The following is a 19964-nucleotide window of genomic DNA, read 5'->3' on the forward strand; positions in this document are numbered from 1 at the left end:
AGCTAGGATGGGATTCTAACGGACGGTCCGGCTTCGCTCGCGCTACGGGTTCGACGGCCGGCTTGCTTTCCGCCTCCTTCACTCCGCCTCGAAAGAAGGCCATGGGGGATCGCCGGGGTGTGGGGAGATCGGCCGCGCGGAAGGCGCGGGGGGTCGCGGGGTTTCGGCTGTCCCTGGGGGCACGCGGCGGGACCGGCGCCTCGACCGAACGGGTCCGCGGGGCCGGCTCGGGCATGCGGGTCGGCTCGGGAGCGTGCTTGGCCCGCGGCACTTCCCTGGCCGGCGGGGCCTCCTCGGCTTGCGTCTGCTCGGGAGCCCGCGCTGCCGCGAAGGCCCGGGCCGGCCTCGACACGCGCTCCGGCCGGCCGAAACGCGCCCAGTCATCGAGCAGGGCGAGGAACGCGCCGAGGCCGAGGCCCGCCAGGAGGCCCATCACCATCAGCGTGCGCGCCGGCGGCGGGAAGCTGCGCATGATCGGCTTCGTCGCCGCGGAGACGACACGAGCATTGCCCATGTCGAGATAGGCCTGCTGGCCGGTCTCGCGCGAGCGGGTGAGGAAGGCCTCGTAGACCGAGCGGCTGGCCTCGGCCTCCCGCTCGAGCTCGCGCAGGCGGATGGAGGCCTGGGCGAGACCGACCGTGCGGCCCTTGGCCTGGTCGAAGTTCTTCTCCAGGGCCGATGCGGTGGCCCGCGCCTTGGCGAGGTCGGTCTGGGCCGCCTGGGCGAAGCGGGCGACCTCCTGGTCGATGGAGCGCCGCGCCTGGGCGACCTGCTTGACCATGGAGGTGACGGCGGGATGGCGTGGCCCGAGTTCGTTGGTGAGTTCGGCCTGTCGACGGGTGAGTTCCGCGTATTGGCCGCGCAGACCGGCCACCGTCTGCGAAGCGAGGACATCGTCCGTCGCCCCGGCATCCAGGCCGGCGCGGGCGATGCGCTGGCTCTGCTCGACGCGGGCCTGCGCCTCCACGACACGCGCGCGGGCGGCGGCGAGCTGCGCGTTGATCTGCGTCAGTTGCTGATCGCTGACGAGGGCGTCGCGGGTGCCCACGAGCCCGGTCTCGGCCCGGTAGGCCTGAACCCGGTTCTCGGCGGCGTTGAGGGCGTTGCGCAACTCGCCGAGGCGCGCGGTGAGGCCGGAATTGGCGCGGTTGGCCGCCTCCGTCCGGCTGGCGGCATCCTCGGCGAGGTAGGCCGCCACGACGGCATTGGCGAGGCGGGCGGCCTTCGCCGCGTCCCGAGACCAGACCGAGACGTCGATCACGTAGGTCCGGCCCGTCCGGCGCACGGAGAGGCGCTGCTGCAGCAGGGCGATCGCCGCATTCGCCTCGCCCTCGGCATCCGGCGGCGCGGCCGGGCTCCCGAGGCCCAGGGCGGCGGCGATCTTCGACACCATCCCGCCGGACGCGCCCGCGAACTCGTCGTCCTTGGTGAGGCCGGTGGCATCGACGGCCCGGCGCAACACGCTGCTGGAGGTGATGAGGCGGGTCTGGCTCTCCACCACGCTCTGATAGGCGTTGGAATCCTGGCCGCCGGTGGTCAGCTCGCGGGAGACCAGGTTCAGGTCGCGCGGGTCGATGTAGATCTGCGCCTCGGCGGTGTAGCGCGGGGTCAGCATCTTTCCCACGGCGAGGCCGAGACCCGCCAGAACGAGGGCGCAGGCGAGGATCCAGACGATACGACGGCGCAGGGCCGAGAACACGCCTCCGACGGACAGGCGATACGCGCTCCGCTCCGGCTCGGCCGCACCGGGCCTGCCGGATGCCGGGGGATCGTCGTAGACCAACATCAATCGCCTCCCAACATCGCGGAATTTCGACGGAAAACGGGGTCCGGCGCGCACCGGGATTGCCGACTGGACGATCCCGTTTCCATCCGCTCCTGTCCCGAGCCGGCACACTTCGCGGAGTGCGCGGCGGAATGCACGAGGGAATAGCAACCGCGAGTCCAGATTAGATTAAATTCTTACTCGACCATCAATGAATGCGTCACGACGCGAAACGATGATGAATCACGTCTTTACGCGGCCCGACCGAAACGGATGCGACGTCTTGACGACATGGTGTCGTCACCACGCCGGACGGGACGGAAAGCCCCCCGGATGCGGTCGGGATCACGGGTCGCGCGAGCCGCCCTCCGCGAGCCGCACCGAGACCTCGCTCGACGAACGGGATGCCTCCTCCATGGGGCACAGCTCCGCGGCGACACCACGCGCCCGCGCCATCCCTTGCGCGATCGAGACCACCGGAATGCCGCGCCGGCCGGCGGCCGCGAGGGTGGCCTCCAGCAGGCCGGGGGAGCAGCCATAGGGGCTCGCTCCCTCGGCGACGTCGTGACCGAAGAAGATGACCCAGCCGTTGCGGGCCACCGCCTCCTCCATCAGGCGGGCGAGGAGACCCGTGTCGAGGTAGCGGTCGAAGAGTGGGTTCGCGCGCAGGAAGTAGCGGTCGATGCGGCCGGTATTCACGCCCGGCATGATGCTGCGGCCCGACCCGTAGGTCCGGCTCAGCACGCGCTTTGCGGCCAGTGACGCATACCCGTAGGGAAAGGCGAAGTTCTCCAACGTCAGTCCGGGCAGGAGGGCGGCGAATGCGTCCCGGTTGCGCCCCATATCCGCGGCGAAGTCCCGCGCGTCGAGGGTGGGAACGAGGCTGTGGTCATGGGTGTGGCAGCCGATCTCGTGCCCGCGGCGATGGATCTCCGCCAAGGCCTCGACCCCGGCGACCCGCCAATGCTCGGTGGCGGTGCCGAGGAGGGTGCGGGAGACGTAGAACGTGCCCTTGGCGCCATGGGCGTCGAGGAGGGCGGCCCCTGTGCTGCAGGCCGTGTCCGGCACGTCGTCGAAGGTGATGCTCACCATCGGGCCGGACAGGCGGGGGAGCGCGGGCGCGGTCGGGACATGCCGCGACAGACGATGCGAGAGCCGCGCCCGCAGCGAGAGCCGGGCCTTGAGTTCGGTCGCGTCGCGATCGAGGATGGCGTCGGGGGTCATTGCGGCGTCGGATGCCCGGACCGCTTTCGCAGCACGAGATGATCGTCTCCGCGCCTCGGGTTGATGCGCCGTCCCGCCGCGAGGTTGGCCGGCCGAGGACGGCGCACCCGCGTCTCCGCGCCGAACCCGGCCTCGCCGGCCGGCATCTCCGTATCGTGGTGGAGATCGCCCAACGCGACCTGTCGCGCCATCGTGGCTGTGTCGTCCCGTGCCATGGCCTGCATGCGCCGTCTCTATTCCGTCTTGATGGGGCGAGACGGGAGCGAGGACTTCTGCGGGAGCATGGGAGGGGATCCGCCTTCCGGTAAAGTGCGTCGACCGTGCTCTCGCACATGACACGGCAAATCTTACTTTTCCAAGTACCGGGCGCGCGGAAACGTATTCGCACGCGTGCCGATCGTCTCCGTCCTTAATTCCCCCGCGAGCGCCCGGCCTCGGCAAGTCTAGGCGCGGGGGGGCCGCCTCATGCCGCTTCCGTCCGCCGATCGGGGCGCTCCGCTCCATCCCCGGCACGGAACGCGTCGAGACTCGCACGGATGGTGGCGAGCGGCGTCGATCCGAAGGACTGGATGCAGAAGGCCCGCTCCGTCGGGGTGGCGGCGTCCAGCATCGCGAGGATGTCGGCCCCGCTCAGGGCATCGTCGTCCCAATGGGTCCGGCAGAAGCTCTGCGCCGTCACCGCGTGCCGCTCCATGGCCGAGGGCGTGTTGGCGACGAAGGTGCCGTAGATCATGTATTCGGAGAAATGACGGTCCCGGCACAGGGCGGCGACCCAGCCATGGCCGGTCACCGCCTCGATCCGGTCGGTCATCGCGCGCGCCGTCGCCTGGTCCCAGATGATGATCTGGTCGATGTAATCGTCGGCGGGCACACTCTGGGGCTTGGTGCCGAGGAGCCGGCTCGCGGTGCCGAGCCATTGGATGTGGCGCGGTCGGTTGGCCACGACACCGCCGGGATGGACGTGGAACGGCGTCGGATTCGGCTCGGCCAAGGCGGCGAGGTCGAAGTCCCGGAAGAAGCAGACGTCGGAATCGATCAGACAGTAGCGCGCCTCCGGCAGCCTGCGCGTGGCCTCGATCTTGACGATCTGCTGGATGTGCCAGCCGCTGACCGGCTTACCGAACGGCGTGAGCCAGTAGCGGAGCCGGCGCCGACGCAGGAACGGGATCGGCTTGATCCACCACGGCAGGAACTGCGACTGCGGCAGGATCCGCCGGTCGGGACGTGCAAAGCGCGCGAACAACGCCACGTCCCTCTCGTCGACGAGGACGTAATGGCAGCCGCGCGACGCCGCGTGCCGATCGATGCTCTCGAACAGCAGGGCGCATCGTTCCAGATCGCCCCGGTGGCTGAGTGTGATCAGGCCCACCGTCTCGGCCCGATCCTGCTCGGCCCGGTCCTGCCCCGCGGATGCGACGGCACGGTCTCCGGTCTCGGCCTTCATGCCCATCTCCTTCGATCCGCCGCCCCTCATCGGGGGGACCCTGCGCCGGGAAGGGTGAAGGATTCCGTCATCGGAGGGCGCCTGTCTCGGGGTGTCGCGATCACGGTGCCGTGTTCCGCCATAAAAGTCCGTAGAGGGTCAGGAAGGAGAACGCGTAGATCGCGACATAGATCGCGTTCAGCCACAGACTCCAATGCGCCGGATCGGGCAGCGCCTTGAGGAGCAGGACGAAGGCCAGCGCCTTGAAGGCGATGAGGGCGGTGGTGACGCCCGCGCGCACCCCCAGTCGGCCGAAGGCGAAGAACAGTTCGCCCTGAAATTCGAGGAGATTGCGCACCGCCGGCACGGCGACGATGACGGTGAGCATGCCGTAGGCCGCCGAGACGTTCGGGCCGAGAAGGTCGGGCCGGATGTGCAGGACGGCGACCATGAAGACGAGGGCGCCCGTCGAGACGCAAGCCACCATCGCCTCCACCTTCAGGCATTCGCGCAAGGACGCGCGGGTGGCGCGGCCGGCCTGGATGAGCTTGCGCGAATACATCATGAACATCGGCCGCAGCGGCACGCCGGTGAGATCGATGAGTCGCATCGAGATGGCGTAGATGCCCGCCATGCGCTCGCCGGCCAGCGTCAGGACGATGAGCTTGTCGATCTCGCCCTGGGCCAGGAACATGAAGTAGGAGGCGGCGTAGAGGAGCCCGTCGCGCAGCCGGCCCTTGAGCAGCACCGCGCGGAACCGCATCCGCGTGCGCGGATGGAAGAGAAAGGCGAGGACGGTCACCGAGACCGCGTTGCCGACGAGATAGTAGAGCGCCCAGGTCTCGGCATCGCCACCGCCCGCGGCCCAGAACGCCACGGCGGCGGCGGCGCGAAATCCCACCGGAAGCGACACCACGGTGGCCGCGGCGGCGTAGCGGCCGAGTCCGTTGTTCACCTGGACGAGGAGCTCGATCTGGCGCCACAGCGCCACCTCGACCACGATGATCGCGAGATAGCCGGGCAGGGCGATCACGTTGCGGAACAGCAGGACGTAGAGGGCCAGCGAGAGGCCGAGCATGATCGGCAAGGCGAGCCCGAAACAGGCATAGTAGACGGCGAGATATCCTCCCATCGACGAGCGCCGGCCGGCGGCAGAGCGCATCACGAAGGATTGGAAGCCGAAGCCCGCCAGACAGCCGATCATCACGCCCGCCGCCGAGACGGAGGCGAAGACGCCCATCTCCGCGAGGCTCAGCGTGTTGGCGAGAACCAGGAAGTAGATCATCTGGAGCGCGAGGCGCCCGCCGGCGCCGGCCAGGAGCTGGCCGTAGCCGATCAGCACGGTGCGGTGGGTCGACCATGCGCCGGCCACGAGGCGCAAGGGCGCGAGGCGTAGGCTCCCGAGGCGGCGTCCCGCGCCGGGTGTCGGATTTCGGGACGATTGGGCGGTCATGGCCGATGCATCCGCAGAGCCCGTGCCACGAAACGGGGCAGGAGGAGGGCCGGCCTCGCCCGAGGCGGGCGGGTCGGAACGAGGCGCCGTCGAGTTCTGGCGCTAAGGTGCATGGTTCGATCGCCGGGCGGCGGACGGCATGCCGCACCGATCGAACGTATCGGGACGTCTATTATCTCATGTGCGGACCCGAACTTGCAAAATCCTTCGCCATGCCCCGGCGGAGTGTGCCGTTTTGGACGTTTCCCACCCGTCGCGAGGTTTCGGCATGAGACAGGGCTTTCCCCATCGCCGGTCCATCCTCAAGGGAGCCCTGGGCGGCGTGCTTGGCGCGGGAGGCATCCTGCACGACCGTCCGGTCCTCGCCGCTCCGCGAAAGACGATCCCGTTCGGCGCCGCCGTCCGGGGGGACGCGCTCATGGCGGATGCCGGCTACGGTGCCGCCCTCGCGGAGAGGTGCCGCCTGCTGGTGCCGGAGGGCGCCCTGAAATGGCCGGTCCTGCGGCCGAACCGGGAGACGTTCGATTTCGGCGACGCCGACCGGATCGCCACCTTCGCCCGCCGCAACGGGCTCGGCCTGCGCGGCCATACCCTGGCCTGGTATGGCGGAATGCCGGCCTGGGCGGAGGCGATCACCAGCCGGGTCGAGGCGGAATGGGTGCTGACCGGCCATATCGAGACTGTGGTGTCCCGCTATCGCGGCTTCATCGGTTCGTGGGACGTGGTGAACGAGCCGATGCCCGACGATCCGGCCTCGCCGCAGGACCTGCGCTCCTTCGTCTGGACGAAGACTCTCGGGGCAGAATACATCCCGATCGCCTTCAAGGCCGCCCACGCGGCCGATCCCGCGGCCCGGCTCGTCCTCAACGAATACGACATCGAGTATGTCGGCCCGCGCTTCGCCATGCGGCGCGCCGGCATCCTCGCCATCGCGCGCTCCCTTCTCGACCGGGGCATCCCGATCCACGCCATCGGCCTGCAAGCGCACCTGTTCGCCGACCGGGAGATCGACCGGGACGGCCTTCAGGGCTTCCTGCGGGAGATCGCGGCGATGAAGCTCGACGTCCTGATCACCGAGCTCGACGTGATCGATGTCGGCCTGCCGACGGACGTCGCCATCCGCGACGAGATCATCGCGCGGAAAGCGGCCGACTTCCTCCGGATCGTGGATGAGGTGATACCACCGAGCGAGGTCCTTACCTGGGGTATTACGGATCGTTATACCTGGGTCCCGATATACTTCACCCGTCCCGACGGCACGGCGAACCGGCCGCTCCCCCTGGATTCCGATCTGAGGCCCAAGCCGCTGATGAATGTGATTGAGCGCTTCACCGGAAGCGCGTCGTAATGGCGCGCGCCAATCCTTTCGACGCGGTGGTCTGCGTCCCGACCTTCAAACGGCCGGAGCACCTCGTCCAGACCCTCGCCTCCCTGGCGCGCCAGCGGACCGGCCTCCGCTTCGCCGTCGTGGTGGTGGACAACGACGGCGCGTCGCAGGCCGGCTTGGCGGCCGCCGAAGCGGTGTTCGCGAAGGGACCGCTCCAGGGCCAATGCGTGGTCGAGCAGCGCCAGGGCAATTGCTCGGCGATCAACCGTGCCTTCACCACTGCCCTCGCGGCCTATCCCGACACCCGTTATTTCCTGATGATCGACGACGACGAGCTGGCACAGCCCGACTGGCTGGAGCGCATGGTGGCCACGGCGCAACGCACGGGAGCCGGCATCGTCGGCGGCCCGGTGATCCCCCGCTTCCAACCGGGAACACGGCCCGGCCTCGACACCCACCCCGCCTTCGCCCCCGCCTATGACAAGAGCGGGCCGGTTCCGATGATCTACGGCAGCGGCAATTGCCTGATCACGCGGCGCACCTTCGCGCTGATGGGAGCTCCGCCCTTCGACACGAGCTACAATTTCCTCGGCGGCGGCGACACCGACTTCTTCACCCGTGCCCGCCGCTCCGGCGTGACCTTCTACTGGGAGGCGGATGCGGTCATCACCGAGACGGTGCCTCTCGCCCGCACGCGGACGGGATGGCTCGCCGCACGCGGCCTGCGGATCGGCGCCATCAATTACCGGATCGAGCGCAAGCATGCGCAGGGCAGTCTGGGCCTCGTGACCCTGGCCGGCAAATCCTTCGCCATCTTCGGGGTCTCGTTCGGACGCGCCATCCTCAATCTGGTGCGGACACGGGAACCCACCATCGCCTTGCACCCGATCCTCGTGGCCCTCGGACGCTGCTTCGCGGCCCTGGGCATCGAGCCGCAGCCCTACCGCGTCAGCACCCCGCGCCTGCGGACGCGCGGGAAATGAGGGAGGCGGGTCGATGAAGACGGGGGCGATCGGAGTGCCGGCATCGGAGGCCGCGACGGGCGGATGGCGCCGCCTGCAGGCGGTACTCGCGGACACGCCCGCCATCCTCATCGCGCGCAAGGTCGTCTTCCTCGCTGTCCTGCTGCTCAGCTGGATCTCGCTCAAACCGTTCCAGGATCTCAGCAATCCGGACGTTCTGGAACTCGCCACGGGGCGGGAGGGGCTCACCTATGCGGGCTTCGGCCTGTTCGCGCTGCTGTGCCTCGCCCTGACGCTCCCGGCTCACGCCAAAGCCTTGCGCGGCTTCGCCTCGCCCTGGTTCCTGGCGCTCGGAGCCTGGCTCGCCGTGAACGTCGTGCTGTCGCAGGATCCCGTGACGTCGGCCAAGCGCCTGACCCTCGCGGGCTCCGTGATGCTGGCAGCCGCCTGCCTGCCCCTGCTGGCGCGGTCGAGGACCGATCTGCGCAACCTCCTGGCCATCGCCTCCTTGCTGCTGCTGGGCGCCTGCTATCTCGGTATGCTGCTCGTACCGGACCTCGCCATCCATCAGGCGAAGGACGTGGGGGAGCCCATGCTCGCGGGCAATTGGCGCGGCGTGTTCGGCCATAAGAACAGTGCGGCGGCGGTCATGGCCATGCTGGTCTTCATCGGCATCGCCGTGGCGCGTTCGGGGCTCGCGACGGTGGGCCTCGTCATCGTCGCCCTGTCGGTGCTGTTCCTCCTCGGCTCGGAAGGCAAGAGCGCGACGGCGCTCCTGGTGGCGGTGCTGGCGATCACGGGGCTGTTCGGCGTCATCCGTTCGTTCGCGGGCCGAATCCTCCTCACTCTGGTTCCGCTCTTCACGATCAACCTGTTCAGCGTCGGTACGGTGGTGAGCGAGCCCCTCGCCGCCGTCGTGCGGGCTCTGCCCGTGGATTCCACTTTCACCGGTCGGACCGATGTGTGGCAGTTCGCCATCGCGGCCCTTACGGCGCGTCCGCTCACCGGCTACGGCTTCTCGGCATTCTGGAACAACGTCACCGTGCGCGCGGCGTCAGACGACGGGTCGAGCTGGGCCGGATACGCCTCGCACAGCCACAACAGCTATCTCGACACCGCCGTCACCCTGGGCCTGCCCGGCCTCGTTCTCGTTCTCGCGATCTTCGTCGCCGCCCCCCTGCGGGACGTGATGAGGATCGAGGCGAACGGCCGGGCCGACCCGCTGGTGACGATGTTCGTGCAGGTCTGGCTCTTCGGCCTGCTGCTCTCCTGCATGGAGAGCTTCTTCTTCGATGGAGGAGACCCGGTCTGGGTCACCTTCCTGATCTCCGTCTTCGGCCTGCGCTACCTCGCCCGTTTCCGCAGCGCGTGAGACGCCCCACGTTCGGGATGGCGCCCTCAGAACTCGATGATTCCGACGGCCCAGCCGCCGAGGGTCATCAGCAGGCCGCACCAGAGCACGGTCGCCACGCAGCCGACGACCAGCCCGCCGACCGCCCAGTGTCCGGACCAGCCGGACCTGCTCGTTTCCGGAACGCCGCTTGGGTCAGATTGGGTCATGACGCGTCTCCTTGCCCTTCGATCGCTGCGAAAGGGCAAGGTTCGCACCCCCGGACCATCAGCCGAGGGCATCCCTCAGGCTGCTGGCGGCATCGGCGAACCAGACCCGGCGATCGAGGGCGGGGGGCAGAGTCGGCCGTGCCGACGCGGCCAGGGCGAGATCGGCATAGGCCTCCGGTCCGGCGCCGCCCGGGGCGAGGACGATGGCCCCGCCGGACAGGAGCGCACGGAAGCGCGGATGGTGATCGAACTCGTCCGCGCGGGCCGGCTCGGTGACGATGACCGGGCGTCCGGCCTGGACGCAGGCCAGGATGCTGGCGCGGCGCGCGGTGAGCCCCTCGGGGAGGACGTAGACGAAGGCATCGACCTCGTCGAACAGGCCGAACAGCTCCTCCGGCGAGGCGACGTAGCCGGAGACCACGACGGTCTCGGCGAGGCCGAGCGCCGCGACCTTGGCGCGGAAAATCTCCTCGATCCCGTCCGAGGCGCGGATGAACGAACCGATGAAGACGACGAGCGGGTCGGCGCCGCGGGCCTTCAGGCTGGCGGCGATGTCGAGGATCGCCTCCGGCTGCTTGCCCGGATAGATCGAGCCGAAATGACCGACCACGAGACGGCCCTGCTCGCGGGCGGCGCGCATCCGCTCGGACAGGGCGCTCGGCACGCTGATTTCGGGCCGCGTGATGTTCGGGGGCAGGGGCATCATCACCGCCCGCCGGGCGAGACGGCCGATCACCGGATCGGCGGCGAGCTCGTCCCGGACCTGGGGCGACAGGAGGACGATCGTGTCCGCGAGGAGGAGAAGCGGCCTCAGCACGAGACGGCGCAGGCGGTGCAGGCTGCCCCATTCGTGCAGGATCGCGACCCGTCGCCGGCCTCGCAGAAGCGCGATGGCGAAAGCGGAAGGCGGCCCGGAGAACGCCCGCTTCCAGGCGACCACGGGCAGGTTGGCGACGACCGCGCGGCTCTTCCCCACGGCGCGCCAGATCTGGCCGAGCGGCACGCGGCCCGGCGCGAGCACGAGGGTCTCCTGAGGCCGGCCCTGAAGCCCGAGCGCCTCCACCAGCTGGCCCGCGAAATCGCCGACCCCGCAGGGCGGATGCCCCGTTCCCATGAGATGGAGGCAAGGGGAGGGCGCCTTCGTGTCTCCCGGTCCAGGGCGTTGCGTCATGCGGCGAGATTCCGGAAGAATATGTGGCCGGGGGGGGCCTAGCAGACCATCGCTTGCGAAAGGCTTTCGCCCGAGCGGTTTAAAGCGCTCGATCCGCCCGCCGACGGCGCTTCTACGAGGAGCACGACACCGTATTCACGCGGCCCGCGCAGAAATCCTGTCCCGGCGGCACCGCGAATGCAAAGATTCCATCTCAGTCGGATATGATGTCCGGAAATGGATCGCCCCTGTCCCGCAGGGGGACCGACCCACCTCGTCTGAAGAGCAGCGGGACACGATACGGATTGACCGTAGCCATGAACGACCCGATCTTCACCTCCTGGGACGAGACCCACAGCGCCCTCTGGGGCCATCAGCCCCTGCGGCTCCAGCATCGGCTGCACCAATCCCCCCTGTTCTCGCGGGAGGCCCTGGCCGACCTGATCGACACCTATCCGCGCGACCGGTACAGCCTCGTCCATATGGGCGCGCCCGGTCAGCGCAAGTTCTGGCGCGAGGGCGAAACCGGGGGACTTCCCGGCGCGCAGGTGATCGAGTCCATCGCCCAGGGGCGGATGTGGCTCAACCTGCGCAATGTCGAGACCGTCGACCGGCGCTACCGCGACACGCTCGACGCCATGTTCGAGGAGCTGGCCCGGCGCGTTCCCGGCTTCTCGCCGGCGAAATCCACCTGCGGCATCCTGATCTCGTCGCCCAACGCCCAGGTCTATTACCATGCCGACCTGCCGGGGCAGCACCTGTGGCAGATCATCGGCGCCAAGCGGGTCTACGTCTATCCCTCGACCCCGCCCTTCGTGACGCCGAGGCATCTCGAGGACATCGCCCTGTTCGATGTGGAGGTCGATATGCCCTACGCCCCCTGGTACGACGCCCATGCCCAGGTGATGGAGCTGTCGCCCGGCCAGATGCTGAGCTGGCCCCTCAACGCGCCGCACCGGGTCGAGAACCTCGACTGCCTCAACGTGTCGATGACGGTCTCCTTCGTGGACGAGCCGATCCGCCGCAAGCAGATCGTCAACCTCGCCAACGGCATGCTGCGCCATCGCTTCGGCCGCGAACCGGCGAGCCACGCCATCACCGGGCCGGGCTACTGGTCGAAGGCGGTGATGCAGAAGCTGCTGCGTGACGGCGCCTGGGTGAAGAAGGAGCGCGCGGCCCGCCGCGCCGTCGATTTCCGCCTCGATGCGGCCCGTCCGGGCCAGATCCTCGAACTCTCCGCTCCGGCGTGAGCGGGACGGCGCTCCCGGCCCATCGCCGGGGCATCGCGCCATCGGGAACCGGCGCGTCCGGAGCGCGGAGCTATGACGTGGCGATCGCATCCGACTGGACGGAGTGCGTGCCCGGATGGACGGGTGCGCCGACGCCGTTCCAGGATCCGGTCTGGATCGAGACCTGGTACGAATCGCTCCACGCCCGCGCCGGGCTGACGCCCCTCCTGGTGACGGCGCGGGACAGGGCGACGGGCGCGCTCGCGCTGCATCTTCCCCTCGTGATCGACGAGACGGGGACCCGCCGCATCATCGCCTTCGCCGATCTCGGCCTCACCGATTACAACGCGCCGCTTCTCGGCCCAGCGGCTCCGAGGGACCATGCCGGCGCCCTGGAGCTATGGCGGGCGATCCGCTCCGCGCTGCCCCGCGCCGACCTTCTCTCCCTGCGCAAGATGCCGACGACCTTGGCCGACGGGCCCAATCCGCTGTCCCTCCTCAGGGGCGTGTGCCCGTGCCCGCTCAACGGCAACGAGGTCAGGACGGGCGCGGATTGGGAGGCCTATCATCGCAGCCTCGCCAAGACCGTGCGCAAGGAGCTGGAGCGAAGCTGGCGGGTGTTCTCCCGCGAGCCCGAGACGGGTTTCCGCATCGTCACCGACCAGGACGAGGCCCAGCGGGTCCTGGAGGTGATGGCGCGCCAGCAGGAGGCGCGCATGCGCAGCATCGGCGCCGATTACCGCCTCGACGAGGCCGAGTTCGACGCGTTCTACCGTCGCCTGGTCGGACGGGGCCTCGGCCGCGGCTATGCCGTCGTCAGCGCCCTGATGGCGGGAGACGAGGTCGTCGCCGCGCTGCTCGGCATCCGCGATGCCGACACCTACGTCATGATCCGCATCAGCAATGCCGGGGAGGGGTGGTCGAACTGCTCGCCGGGCCGCCTCGTGATCGACAAGACCATGGAGGCCCTCCACCGAGAGGGCTGCCGCTCGTTCGATTTCAGCATCGGCGACTACGATTACAAACGCCGTTTCGGGGTCGAGCCCCTGCCGCTGGTGGACCTCGTCGCGCCGCTCGGCTGGCGCGGCCTGACGGGCGCGGCGCGGGCGAGGATGGTCGCGACCCTGCGCCGCTATCCCGCCCTCGACAGGCGGGTGCGGGACATCGCCTGCCGGGGCATCCTGCTCTGGCGCAAGCGCCGTTCGTGAGGGCGGCGGCTTCCCAGCATGGTCGTTGCCTAGCTCGGCAAAAACCAGAACCCTTTTCTCCCGCCGCTGCTGTATTCCAACACCGTGCTTTCATCGGCCGGACGGAGACAGCCCCGCATGAGCCAACCTCGTCGCCTGCATCTCGGCGCCTTCATGCGGCCGATCGGCATCCACACCGCGTGGTGGCGCTATCCCGGCGGATATCCGGACGCGAATTTCAGCTTTCCCCATCTCAAGCGCTTCGCCCAGCGCCTGGAGGCGGCCAAGTTCGATGCGTTCTTCATGGCCGACCATCTGGCGGTGATGAACATGCCCATGGCCGCGCTGAAGCGCAGCGCCACCGTGACCTCCTTCGACCCGATGACCCTGCTGCCGGCCCTCGCCGCCGTCACCGAGCGGATCGGGCTCATCGCCACGGCCTCCACCACCTATAACGAGCCCTATCATGTGGCCCGGAAGTTCGCCTCCCTCGACCATATCTCCAACGGCCGCGCCGGCTGGAACCTCGTCACCTCCGGCAACCCGGACGAGGCCCTGAATTTCGGCCGGGACGCCCATCTCGACCATGCGGTCCGGTATGCCCGCGCCCGCGAGTTCTTCGACGTGGTCACCGGCCTGTGGGATTCCTGGGCCGACGACGCCTTCATCCGCGACGTGGAGGAGGGGGTCTATTTCGACCCCGACAAACTCCATGTCCTCGACCATGCCGGCGAGTTCCTGAAGGTGAAGGGGCCGCTCAACATCGCCCGCCCGGTCCAGGGCTGGCCGGTGATCGTGCAGGCGGGGGCATCGGAGGCCGGACGCCAGATCGCCGCCGAGACCGCCGAGATGGTGTTCGGCGCCGGCTCGAAACTCGCCGCCGCCCAGGAGTTCTACGCCGACGTGAAAGGCAGGATGCCCGCCGCCGGCCGCGATCCCGACCATCTCAAGATCCTGCCCGGCGCCTTCATCGTCCTCGGCACGACACGCGACGAAGCCGAAGCCAAGAAGGCCCGGCTCGATGCGCTCGTGCCCACGGACAGCGGCATCGCCAACCTCTCGGTGCGCCTCGGCGTCGATGCCTCGGGCTTCGACCTCGACGCGCCCCTGCCCGATCTCCCGGAGACCAATGCCAGCAAGAGCGCCCAGGCCCAGATCGTCGGCTATGCCCGGAAGACCGGGGCCACGGTGCGCGCGCTCGCCCAGCGGGTCGGCGGCTATGGCGGGCTCACCATGGTGGGGACGCCGGCCGAGGTGGCCGACCAGATGGAGGAATGGCTCGTGACGCGGGCCTGCGACGGGTTCAACGTCATGTTCCCCTTCGTGCCGGAAGGCCTCGACGACGTGGTCGATACCCTGGTGCCGGAACTCCAGCGGCGGGGCCTGTTCCGCACCGAATACGAGGGCACGACCTTGCGCGACCATCTCGGCCTGCCGCGCCCGGCCAACCAGTTCTTCCCGGCCTGACGGACGGGCCGCCCTCCGACCGGGGAGGGCGGCGTTCTCGGGTCAGGCGGCGCGGCGGTTGACCTGGCTCTCGGCCAAACGTGTCAGGCGCTCGTCGGTGGCGCGCTCCTCGTCCAGGGTCTGCTGCAGCACGCCGGCGCAATCGTCCCGGCCGAGCTGCTTGGCCCAGGCCACGAGGGTGCCGTAGCGCGTGATCTCGTAATGCTCCACCGCCTGGGCGGAGGCGATGAGGGCGGCATCGAGAACCTGCTTGTCGCCGATCTCTCCGGAAACCTCGTTGGTCTCCTTGATGATGCCGTCGATGGCCGGGCAGGTCACCGCCTTCGGCGTATGACCATGCATCTTGAAGACCCTCTCCAGGCGCTCGATCTGGCCTTCGGTTTCCTTGAGGTGCTTCTCGAACCCGCTCTTGAGTTCGGGAGCGGTCGCCTTGGCGATCATCTTCGGCAGCGCCTTGGTGATCTGATTCTCGGCGTAATAGATGTCCTGCAGGGTGTGCACGAACAGGTCGTCGAGAGTCTGGATGTCCTTGGTGAAAATGCCCATGGCTCGTTCCTCCGTGAGTGAATTCGTGACGCATCGGACAGGCCGCGGCGCGCTTTCATCGACGATGGCCTTGATCGTGACCCCGCAATTATTTTTGCACGGCAAAGCTCGATCCAGGTGACATCATGATTTCGTCGCGCGCTTGCTAGGACGGATCAAGAGATCCACGCCGCGATGGTTCCGGACCACATGAGGCGGCGGAGGTCGGGATTCGTCTCGCCGCGGCGATGGACCGCGCCCCTTTCACGGACGTCGGGCGCCGGGCGGGAGAACCGGATCGGCCCGGGGCAGGGGAGCGGCTGAGGAGCCGAACCGCGGCAGCGCACCATCGTTCGACGCATGAAACAAATTAAGGCATGCTCGAATTACCGGCATGTACTGTTTTTCGTACGTTTAGCCGGTGCAAATATCAGACACCGCTCATATCATCACGAGACGTCGGGGGCATGAACGCCCAGCAGCCATCGGAGACGTCGAACCATGACTTTGAGCCCACCTCGGAATTCGGCCGAAATCTTCACTTTCGTGCCCAGAAAGAACGCATCACCCGCACGTGCCTATTCGACGGGCATGCGGAAGGGCGTCAACGCCGTGGTGGAGCTCGCAGGGCGCATGTCGCAGCCGACGGCGTTGCCAAGGATGGATTTCGGCGACAGCTGGTACCATGCCGAGGCGATCCTTGAGGATGGCCGCAGCCGGAAGCTCTGACGGGCGCCACGCATCACGGGACCACACATCACGGGACATGGTATCGCTCCGGTGCCGGAACGCGGGACGCACCGCGCCTCCGGCCAGCCGGAGACCGCGATGAAGCCGCCGATCGGACGCGAGACCACGTTGTGCATGTCCCTGTCGGGACGACCGGGCCATTTCGGGTCGCGCTTCCACAACCGGCTCTACGAGCTCATGGGGCTCGACTATGTCTACAAGGCCTTCACCACCACCGACCTGACCGCCGCGATCGGCGGCATACGGGCTCTGGGCATTCGCGGCTGCGCCGTCTCGATGCCGTTCAAGGAGGCCGTGATCCCGCTTCTCGATCGCCTCGAAGCCTCGGCGGCGGCCATCGACAGCGTCAACACGGTGGTGAACGAGGCCGGGTGCCTCACCGGCTACAATACCGATTACATCGCCATCCGCCTGCTCCTCGAAAAGCACGAGGTCGATCCGCTCACGCCGTTCCTCCTGCGCGGCTCCGGCGGCATGGCCAAGGCCATCGTCGCGGCCCTGCGCGATGCGGGCTTCCCGAACGGCACGGTTGTGGCCCGCAACGAGCCGGCCGGACGGGCCCTGGCGGACAGCCATGGTTATGCCTGGCGCGCCGAGATCGGCGAGGCGCAGGCCCCGCTCCTCATCAACGTCACGCCCCTGGGCATGGAAGGCCCGGAGGCCGATGCCCTCGCCTTCCCCGCCCCTCAGATCGCCGCCAGCACCATCGCCTTCGACGTGGTGGCGCTGCCCTCGATGACGCCCTTCCTGCGCGCGGCCGAAGACGTGGGGAAGCGCCTCATCACCGGCCACGAGGTCGTGGTGCTGCAGGCCCTGGAGCAGTTCGTCCTGTATACCGGGCAGATTCCGGGCGAGGATCAGGTCGCCGACGCTGCGGCCTTCGCCCGAACCTGACGCGCTCTCTGCTCATGAGGCTTCATACGCCGTTCCATGAGAGAAAACTAAGGGACTCCTGCAGGATATTTCCGCCTTTCGGCTTGCTTTGGCGGGGGGCGGGCAATAGGTATCTCTCAAGCGCGGTGAGCCCGCGCAATCGAGATGTCTTCTAAAGAAGACTTGCAACGCAGGAGAAACATCATGGCTTGGACTGCCCCCGTCGTTCAGGAAGTGTGTGTCGGCATGGAAGTCACCAGCTACGAGTCGGCTGAGATCGACACCTTCAACTGAAGCAGCCGGAAGCGTTCGAGCTTCCAGCGCATGACATGAGAGTCACCTCTCCGCGACGAGCCGCCTCCGGGCGGCTTTTTGCGTTTTCAGGACCCGATAAGACCTGAGCCGCTCAGCGCTCGGTGCCGCCCTCGCGCTCCCGCCGCCGGCGCAGGATGGCATCCAGGCGAGCCACGATGATGGCGAGTTCGCTCTGGCGCCTGAGGCCGAGCCTGCCGAAGATCGCCTTCAGGTGAACCGGCACGATGCCCTCGCGGATCGCGAGGGCATCGTGCCTTCCCGGGGCGAGCTTCCCCGGCCGATGGCCGTCGCCACCAGGGCCTGCATCCGTGTCAGACCCAATTGCTCGGGTTGCGGCGCGATGGAGACGAGGTCCGGCGGCGGTCCATCGCGCTCGCCCCCTCGTCCGTGGCGGCACCGCCGCTGAAGACGGGGCCGTCCCGGGGAGGCGGAGCCGATGTGCGCGCCGGCACAGCGAAACGGATCGCGGCCAGCCATGAACCATTCAGCCGCCATAGGCGCATGATCTCAAGGTGACGCTCCGACCGCGACTCAGCCCAGGAACCCGACATGACCGTTGCTCGTCCCTTCCGCTGGCTGCTCGCCCTCGTCACCCTGGTGATGCCGGCATCCCTGATCCAGAGCCGCCCCACGGTCGACGGGTCCGAGCGCGGCAAGACGAAGGAACCCCAGAGCCAGGTCGTCTTCCGGCACTACATCTGATTCCATAGTCGGCCCCGGCGACAGGATCGCGGCAAAGGCGGCGGGCGCCCTTCAGCTACGGTTCAACCAGTACGGTCTAGCTTGAGCGGCCTTACGAGACAGGCCGCCGCGAATGCCCGGCGGAGGGATCGCGCAAGGCGCGTCGCGCACCCCCGTGGAAGCCATGCTCGCTCTACCCACAACCACCCTCGGCACGCCCGTCCTGCACATTCCGTCCACGACGTCGGCCCCGCCCCGCCCCGGCGCGGAGGCGTCCCACGCTTTCCTGCGCAGCACGATGCCAGCCCTCGACCGCGCCTTCGGCCTCGACTGCGCCGCCGACATGCCCGAGGACATGGCACGGCTGATCGCCCGGCTTCATGCCGGCCCCTTGGGTGCCCCCTCGCAGGACACGGCGTCGGAGAGCACCGGACTGTCGGCGACGGCCTACGAGCCGGCCTGATCGCGGCGACAAACCGAGGCGCCGCCCTTGGCCCGATCCCCTCGACGATGGCGGTGCGGGCGGCACGGATAGGGCCGGATGGATTCCGTTCGACGCGTTCGCCCATGCCTTCGCGCCCATGCCTTCGCGCCCATGCCTTCGCGCGCATCGTTCGTCGATCGCACGATGAGAAACCTCAGCGAGCGACGATCCGGCAGTCGACCCGGATAGGGTCCCGGCTCAATAATGAGCGCCGGACGACCGTTATATCCGACCGACCTATACTGTCTCGACGGATGATATTATCCTTTCCATGCGAAAAAACTGGTCGGTCTTTCAAATCCGATCCGGGCAGGTTAGTCCAGACTATCGCCGATAGTGTGCGGCGTTGCGCGGGAGCGTATCGTGTCGCTGAAGGACTGAGATGGACCTCGACGACGAGACTTTGCAGGACATCGAAGACTCGCTCGTCACCTCCGCGCTTCAGTCGCATGACTGGGACAAGGCGGTCGCCAGGATCGCGACCGCGACGGACGCGAGGGGGGTCGTCGCGATCCCGTTGAAGGGCCGCGTGCCCGGCCTGCCGATGAGCGCCAGTCTCGATGCCTTGGCCGACGGATACTTTCGCGGCGGCTGGTCGAAGAACGACTACCGCGTCAGAGGCGTGCCCAAGCTCCTCAGGACCGGCCTGTTCGTCGACCAGGACTATGCCACGCCTGACGCGATGCGGTCCGAACCGTTCTATGCCGATTACTTGCACAGCCACGGCTTTCAATGGTCCGCCGGACTGATGGTCCAGGCGGGCGACGATGCCTGGGTGATGATGATGCAGCGGACCATCCAGCAGGGGCCCTACACGTTGGACGACCAGATCGCCTTGCGGCGCCTCATCGCCCCCCTTAACCGGGCCGCGCAACTGGCCCATAGCCTCGGCGAGGCGCGCCTCACGGGCATCGCCGACGCCCTGGAAACGGTCCGCAGCCCGAGCCTGCTCCTCGACAGAACGGGACGGGTGCTGCGGGCGAGCAGCAGCGCGGAACGTCTGTTCGGACCCGATCTGAATGTGCGCATGGGAGAACTCGTGATCCCCTCCGATGCGCAGGCGACCGCCCGGCTTCGCGCCCATGTTGCCGCCGCCCTCTGGTCCGATCCGCAGGATGTTTCCCTGTCCCGGGCGCCGGTCGTCGTCCGCAGGGTGGCCAAGCGGCCCCTCACCCTACGGGCCCAGCCGCTCCGCAAGGCCGGCCTGGAATATTTCGATGGCTGCCGGGCGATCCTCACGATCACGGATCTCAACGAAAGCGGGGACCTCGACGCCGATGTCCTCAAGACATCGTACGGGCTCACGCCTCGGGAAGCCGAGTTGTGCCACACCCTGCTCGCCGGCCACAGCACCGGGGAATGCGCGGACAGGCTCGGCATGTCGATCCATACGACACGGACGCATCTGAAGAAGATCTTCGTCAAGACCGACACGGGCAGTCAGACCGAACTGATGATCGTCCTGAGCCGGCATTTCGGGCTCTAGAGCGCTCTCCGTCGAAGTGGATGCCGGTTCGGCGAAAAAGAGCGCGGCAAGACAAAGGCCTAGAGATGTGTCCCGACCCAACGGGGTCGGGCGCAGCTCTAGC

Annotated in this window: 21 protein-coding genes; 12 read left to right on the forward strand and 9 right to left on the reverse strand. The window is 68.2% G+C overall.

Annotated features, from left to right (window positions below; genetic code table 11):
- The 5 genes from MBTS_RS17975 to MBTS_RS17995 all read right to left on the reverse strand — a co-directional run.
- The coding region (locus MBTS_RS17975; RefSeq protein WP_192216161.1) for a GumC family protein at positions 1 to 1786 on the reverse strand (1786 nt) is incomplete at its 3' end.
- A gap of 324 nt (positions 1787 to 2110) precedes the next feature.
- The gene (locus tag MBTS_RS17980) at positions 2111 to 2989 is read right to left on the reverse strand and encodes a polysaccharide deacetylase family protein (protein ID WP_056141810.1); all 879 of its coding nucleotides are present in this window, start codon (positions 2987 to 2989) and stop codon (positions 2111 to 2113) included.
- Positions 2986 to 3213, reverse strand: coding sequence for a hypothetical protein (locus MBTS_RS17985; RefSeq protein ID WP_056141808.1), 228 nt, complete (start codon positions 3211 to 3213; stop codon positions 2986 to 2988). The genes MBTS_RS17980 and MBTS_RS17985 overlap by 4 nt, the downstream gene beginning before the upstream one ends.
- A gap of 239 nt (positions 3214 to 3452) precedes the next feature.
- On the reverse strand, positions 3453 to 4433 hold the full coding sequence (locus MBTS_RS17990) for a DUF6492 family protein (RefSeq protein WP_238254152.1): 981 nt from the start codon (positions 4431 to 4433) through the stop codon (positions 3453 to 3455).
- Positions 4434 to 4533: 100 nt separating this feature from the next.
- Complete coding sequence (locus MBTS_RS17995) at positions 4534 to 5865, reverse strand: lipopolysaccharide biosynthesis protein (RefSeq protein WP_192216162.1); 1332 nt, start codon at positions 5863 to 5865, stop codon at positions 4534 to 4536.
- Positions 5866 to 6133: 268 nt separating this feature from the next.
- Here MBTS_RS17995 and MBTS_RS18000 point away from each other — a divergent pair, with 268 nt between their 5' ends.
- Genes MBTS_RS18000 through MBTS_RS18010 form a run of 3 tightly spaced genes read left to right on the forward strand, consistent with a single transcriptional unit; the run spans position 6134 to position 9526 of the window.
- Positions 6134 to 7213: an endo-1,4-beta-xylanase gene (locus MBTS_RS18000; protein WP_056141799.1), complete on the forward strand. Its 1080-nt coding sequence runs from the start codon at positions 6134 to 6136 to the stop codon at positions 7211 to 7213.
- The gene (locus MBTS_RS18005; RefSeq protein WP_147831251.1) at positions 7213 to 8175 is read left to right on the forward strand and encodes a glycosyltransferase family 2 protein; all 963 of its coding nucleotides are present in this window, start codon (positions 7213 to 7215) and stop codon (positions 8173 to 8175) included. Before MBTS_RS18000 ends, MBTS_RS18005 begins: the two co-directional genes overlap by 1 nt.
- A 13-nt stretch (positions 8176 to 8188) precedes the next feature.
- Positions 8189 to 9526, forward strand: coding sequence for an O-antigen ligase family protein (locus MBTS_RS18010; RefSeq protein ID WP_147831253.1), 1338 nt, complete (start codon positions 8189 to 8191; stop codon positions 9524 to 9526).
- Between the two features lie 26 nt (positions 9527 to 9552).
- Here the strand turns inward: MBTS_RS18010 and MBTS_RS18015 are convergent, their stop codons facing one another.
- Both MBTS_RS18015 and MBTS_RS18020 read right to left on the reverse strand, forming a co-directional pair.
- Complete coding sequence (locus tag MBTS_RS18015) at positions 9553 to 9714, reverse strand: hypothetical protein (protein ID WP_018043782.1); 162 nt, start codon at positions 9712 to 9714, stop codon at positions 9553 to 9555.
- 58 nt (positions 9715 to 9772) lie between these two features.
- Positions 9773 to 10885, reverse strand: a complete 1113-nt coding sequence (locus MBTS_RS18020) for a glycosyltransferase family protein (RefSeq protein WP_238254151.1) — start codon at positions 10883 to 10885, stop codon at positions 9773 to 9775.
- A 296-nt stretch (positions 10886 to 11181) separates the two neighbouring features.
- On the opposite strand from MBTS_RS18020, the gene MBTS_RS18025 reads away from it, so the two are divergent.
- From MBTS_RS18025 to MBTS_RS18035, 3 genes are all read left to right on the forward strand, one after another.
- Entirely contained in the window at positions 11182 to 12114 is a 933-nt protein-coding gene (locus MBTS_RS18025; protein WP_056141782.1) for a cupin domain-containing protein, read from the forward strand.
- A gap of 77 nt (positions 12115 to 12191) precedes the next feature.
- The gene (locus MBTS_RS23840; protein WP_238254150.1) at positions 12192 to 13301 is read left to right on the forward strand and encodes a GNAT family N-acetyltransferase; all 1110 of its coding nucleotides are present in this window, start codon (positions 12192 to 12194) and stop codon (positions 13299 to 13301) included.
- Positions 13302 to 13418: 117 nt separating this feature from the next.
- Entirely contained in the window at positions 13419 to 14747 is a 1329-nt protein-coding gene (locus MBTS_RS18035) for an LLM class flavin-dependent oxidoreductase (RefSeq protein WP_147831257.1), read from the forward strand.
- A 42-nt stretch (positions 14748 to 14789) separates the two neighbouring features.
- Here the strand turns inward: MBTS_RS18035 and MBTS_RS18040 are convergent, their stop codons facing one another.
- The gene (locus MBTS_RS18040; RefSeq protein WP_018043776.1) at positions 14790 to 15293 is read right to left on the reverse strand and encodes a YciE/YciF ferroxidase family protein; all 504 of its coding nucleotides are present in this window, start codon (positions 15291 to 15293) and stop codon (positions 14790 to 14792) included.
- A gap of 525 nt (positions 15294 to 15818) precedes the next feature.
- Here MBTS_RS18040 and MBTS_RS18045 point away from each other — a divergent pair.
- The 3 genes from MBTS_RS18045 to pqqA all read left to right on the forward strand — a co-directional run bounded on the left by MBTS_RS18045 (position 15819) and on the right by pqqA (position 17189).
- The gene (locus MBTS_RS18045; protein WP_147831259.1) at positions 15819 to 16001 is read left to right on the forward strand and encodes a hypothetical protein; all 183 of its coding nucleotides are present in this window, start codon (positions 15819 to 15821) and stop codon (positions 15999 to 16001) included.
- A 99-nt stretch (positions 16002 to 16100) separates the two neighbouring features.
- Entirely contained in the window at positions 16101 to 16916 is an 816-nt protein-coding gene (locus tag MBTS_RS18050) for a shikimate 5-dehydrogenase (protein WP_147831261.1), read from the forward strand.
- Positions 16917 to 17099: 183 nt separating this feature from the next.
- A complete protein-coding gene (gene pqqA / locus MBTS_RS18055; protein ID WP_018043773.1) occupies positions 17100 to 17189 on the forward strand; it encodes a pyrroloquinoline quinone precursor peptide PqqA in 90 nt (29 codons plus the stop codon).
- A gap of 112 nt (positions 17190 to 17301) precedes the next feature.
- On the opposite strand, the gene MBTS_RS24050 is transcribed toward pqqA, so the two are convergent.
- A complete protein-coding gene (locus MBTS_RS24050) occupies positions 17302 to 17433 on the reverse strand; it encodes a hypothetical protein (protein ID WP_280529941.1) in 132 nt (43 codons plus the stop codon).
- 326 nt (positions 17434 to 17759) lie between these two features.
- Between MBTS_RS24050 and MBTS_RS18060 the strand changes: the two genes are divergently transcribed.
- The 3 genes from MBTS_RS18060 to MBTS_RS18070 all read left to right on the forward strand — a co-directional run bounded on the left by MBTS_RS18060 (position 17760) and on the right by MBTS_RS18070 (position 19861).
- Positions 17760 to 17912: a hypothetical protein gene (locus MBTS_RS18060; protein WP_018043771.1), complete on the forward strand. Its 153-nt coding sequence runs from the start codon at positions 17760 to 17762 to the stop codon at positions 17910 to 17912.
- A 163-nt stretch (positions 17913 to 18075) separates the two neighbouring features.
- On the forward strand, positions 18076 to 18354 hold the full coding sequence (locus tag MBTS_RS18065; protein WP_147831263.1) for a hypothetical protein: 279 nt from the start codon (positions 18076 to 18078) through the stop codon (positions 18352 to 18354).
- Positions 18355 to 18757: 403 nt separating this feature from the next.
- Positions 18758 to 19861: a helix-turn-helix transcriptional regulator gene (locus MBTS_RS18070; protein ID WP_147831265.1), complete on the forward strand. Its 1104-nt coding sequence runs from the start codon at positions 18758 to 18760 to the stop codon at positions 19859 to 19861.
- Positions 19862 to 19964: the final 103 nt, after the last annotated feature.

This window comes from Methylobacterium bullatum (assembly GCF_014845095.1).
Classification (GTDB): domain Bacteria; phylum Pseudomonadota; class Alphaproteobacteria; order Rhizobiales; family Beijerinckiaceae; genus Methylobacterium; species Methylobacterium bullatum.

Coding starts and splice junctions, on each gene's coding strand:
- MBTS_RS18020 (WP_238254151.1), bottom strand. CDS start 10,885: ATGACGCAACGCCCTGGACCGGGAGACACGAAGGCGCCCTCCCCTTGC.
- pqqA (WP_018043773.1), top strand. CDS start 17,100: ATGGCTTGGACTGCCCCCGTCGTTCAGGAAGTGTGTGTCGGCATGGAA.
- MBTS_RS18070 (WP_147831265.1), top strand. CDS start 18,758: ATGGACCTCGACGACGAGACTTTGCAGGACATCGAAGACTCGCTCGTC.
- MBTS_RS18065 (WP_147831263.1), top strand. CDS start 18,076: ATGCTCGCTCTACCCACAACCACCCTCGGCACGCCCGTCCTGCACATT.
- MBTS_RS17990 (WP_238254152.1), bottom strand. CDS start 4,433: ATGAAGGCCGAGACCGGAGACCGTGCCGTCGCATCCGCGGGGCAGGAC.
- MBTS_RS18010 (WP_147831253.1), top strand. CDS start 8,189: ATGAAGACGGGGGCGATCGGAGTGCCGGCATCGGAGGCCGCGACGGGC.
- MBTS_RS17995 (WP_192216162.1), bottom strand. CDS start 5,865: ATGACCGCCCAATCGTCCCGAAATCCGACACCCGGCGCGGGACGCCGC.
- MBTS_RS18000 (WP_056141799.1), top strand. CDS start 6,134: ATGAGACAGGGCTTTCCCCATCGCCGGTCCATCCTCAAGGGAGCCCTG.
- MBTS_RS18005 (WP_147831251.1), top strand. CDS start 7,213: ATGGCGCGCGCCAATCCTTTCGACGCGGTGGTCTGCGTCCCGACCTTC.
- MBTS_RS18025 (WP_056141782.1), top strand. CDS start 11,182: ATGAACGACCCGATCTTCACCTCCTGGGACGAGACCCACAGCGCCCTC.
- MBTS_RS18050 (WP_147831261.1), top strand. CDS start 16,101: ATGAAGCCGCCGATCGGACGCGAGACCACGTTGTGCATGTCCCTGTCG.
- MBTS_RS18015 (WP_018043782.1), bottom strand. CDS start 9,714: ATGACCCAATCTGACCCAAGCGGCGTTCCGGAAACGAGCAGGTCCGGC.
- MBTS_RS17980 (WP_056141810.1), bottom strand. CDS start 2,989: ATGACCCCCGACGCCATCCTCGATCGCGACGCGACCGAACTCAAGGCC.
- MBTS_RS18035 (WP_147831257.1), top strand. CDS start 13,419: ATGAGCCAACCTCGTCGCCTGCATCTCGGCGCCTTCATGCGGCCGATC.
- MBTS_RS18040 (WP_018043776.1), bottom strand. CDS start 15,293: ATGGGCATTTTCACCAAGGACATCCAGACTCTCGACGACCTGTTCGTG.
- MBTS_RS17985 (WP_056141808.1), bottom strand. CDS start 3,213: ATGCAGGCCATGGCACGGGACGACACAGCCACGATGGCGCGACAGGTC.
- MBTS_RS18060 (WP_018043771.1), top strand. CDS start 17,760: ATGACCGTTGCTCGTCCCTTCCGCTGGCTGCTCGCCCTCGTCACCCTG.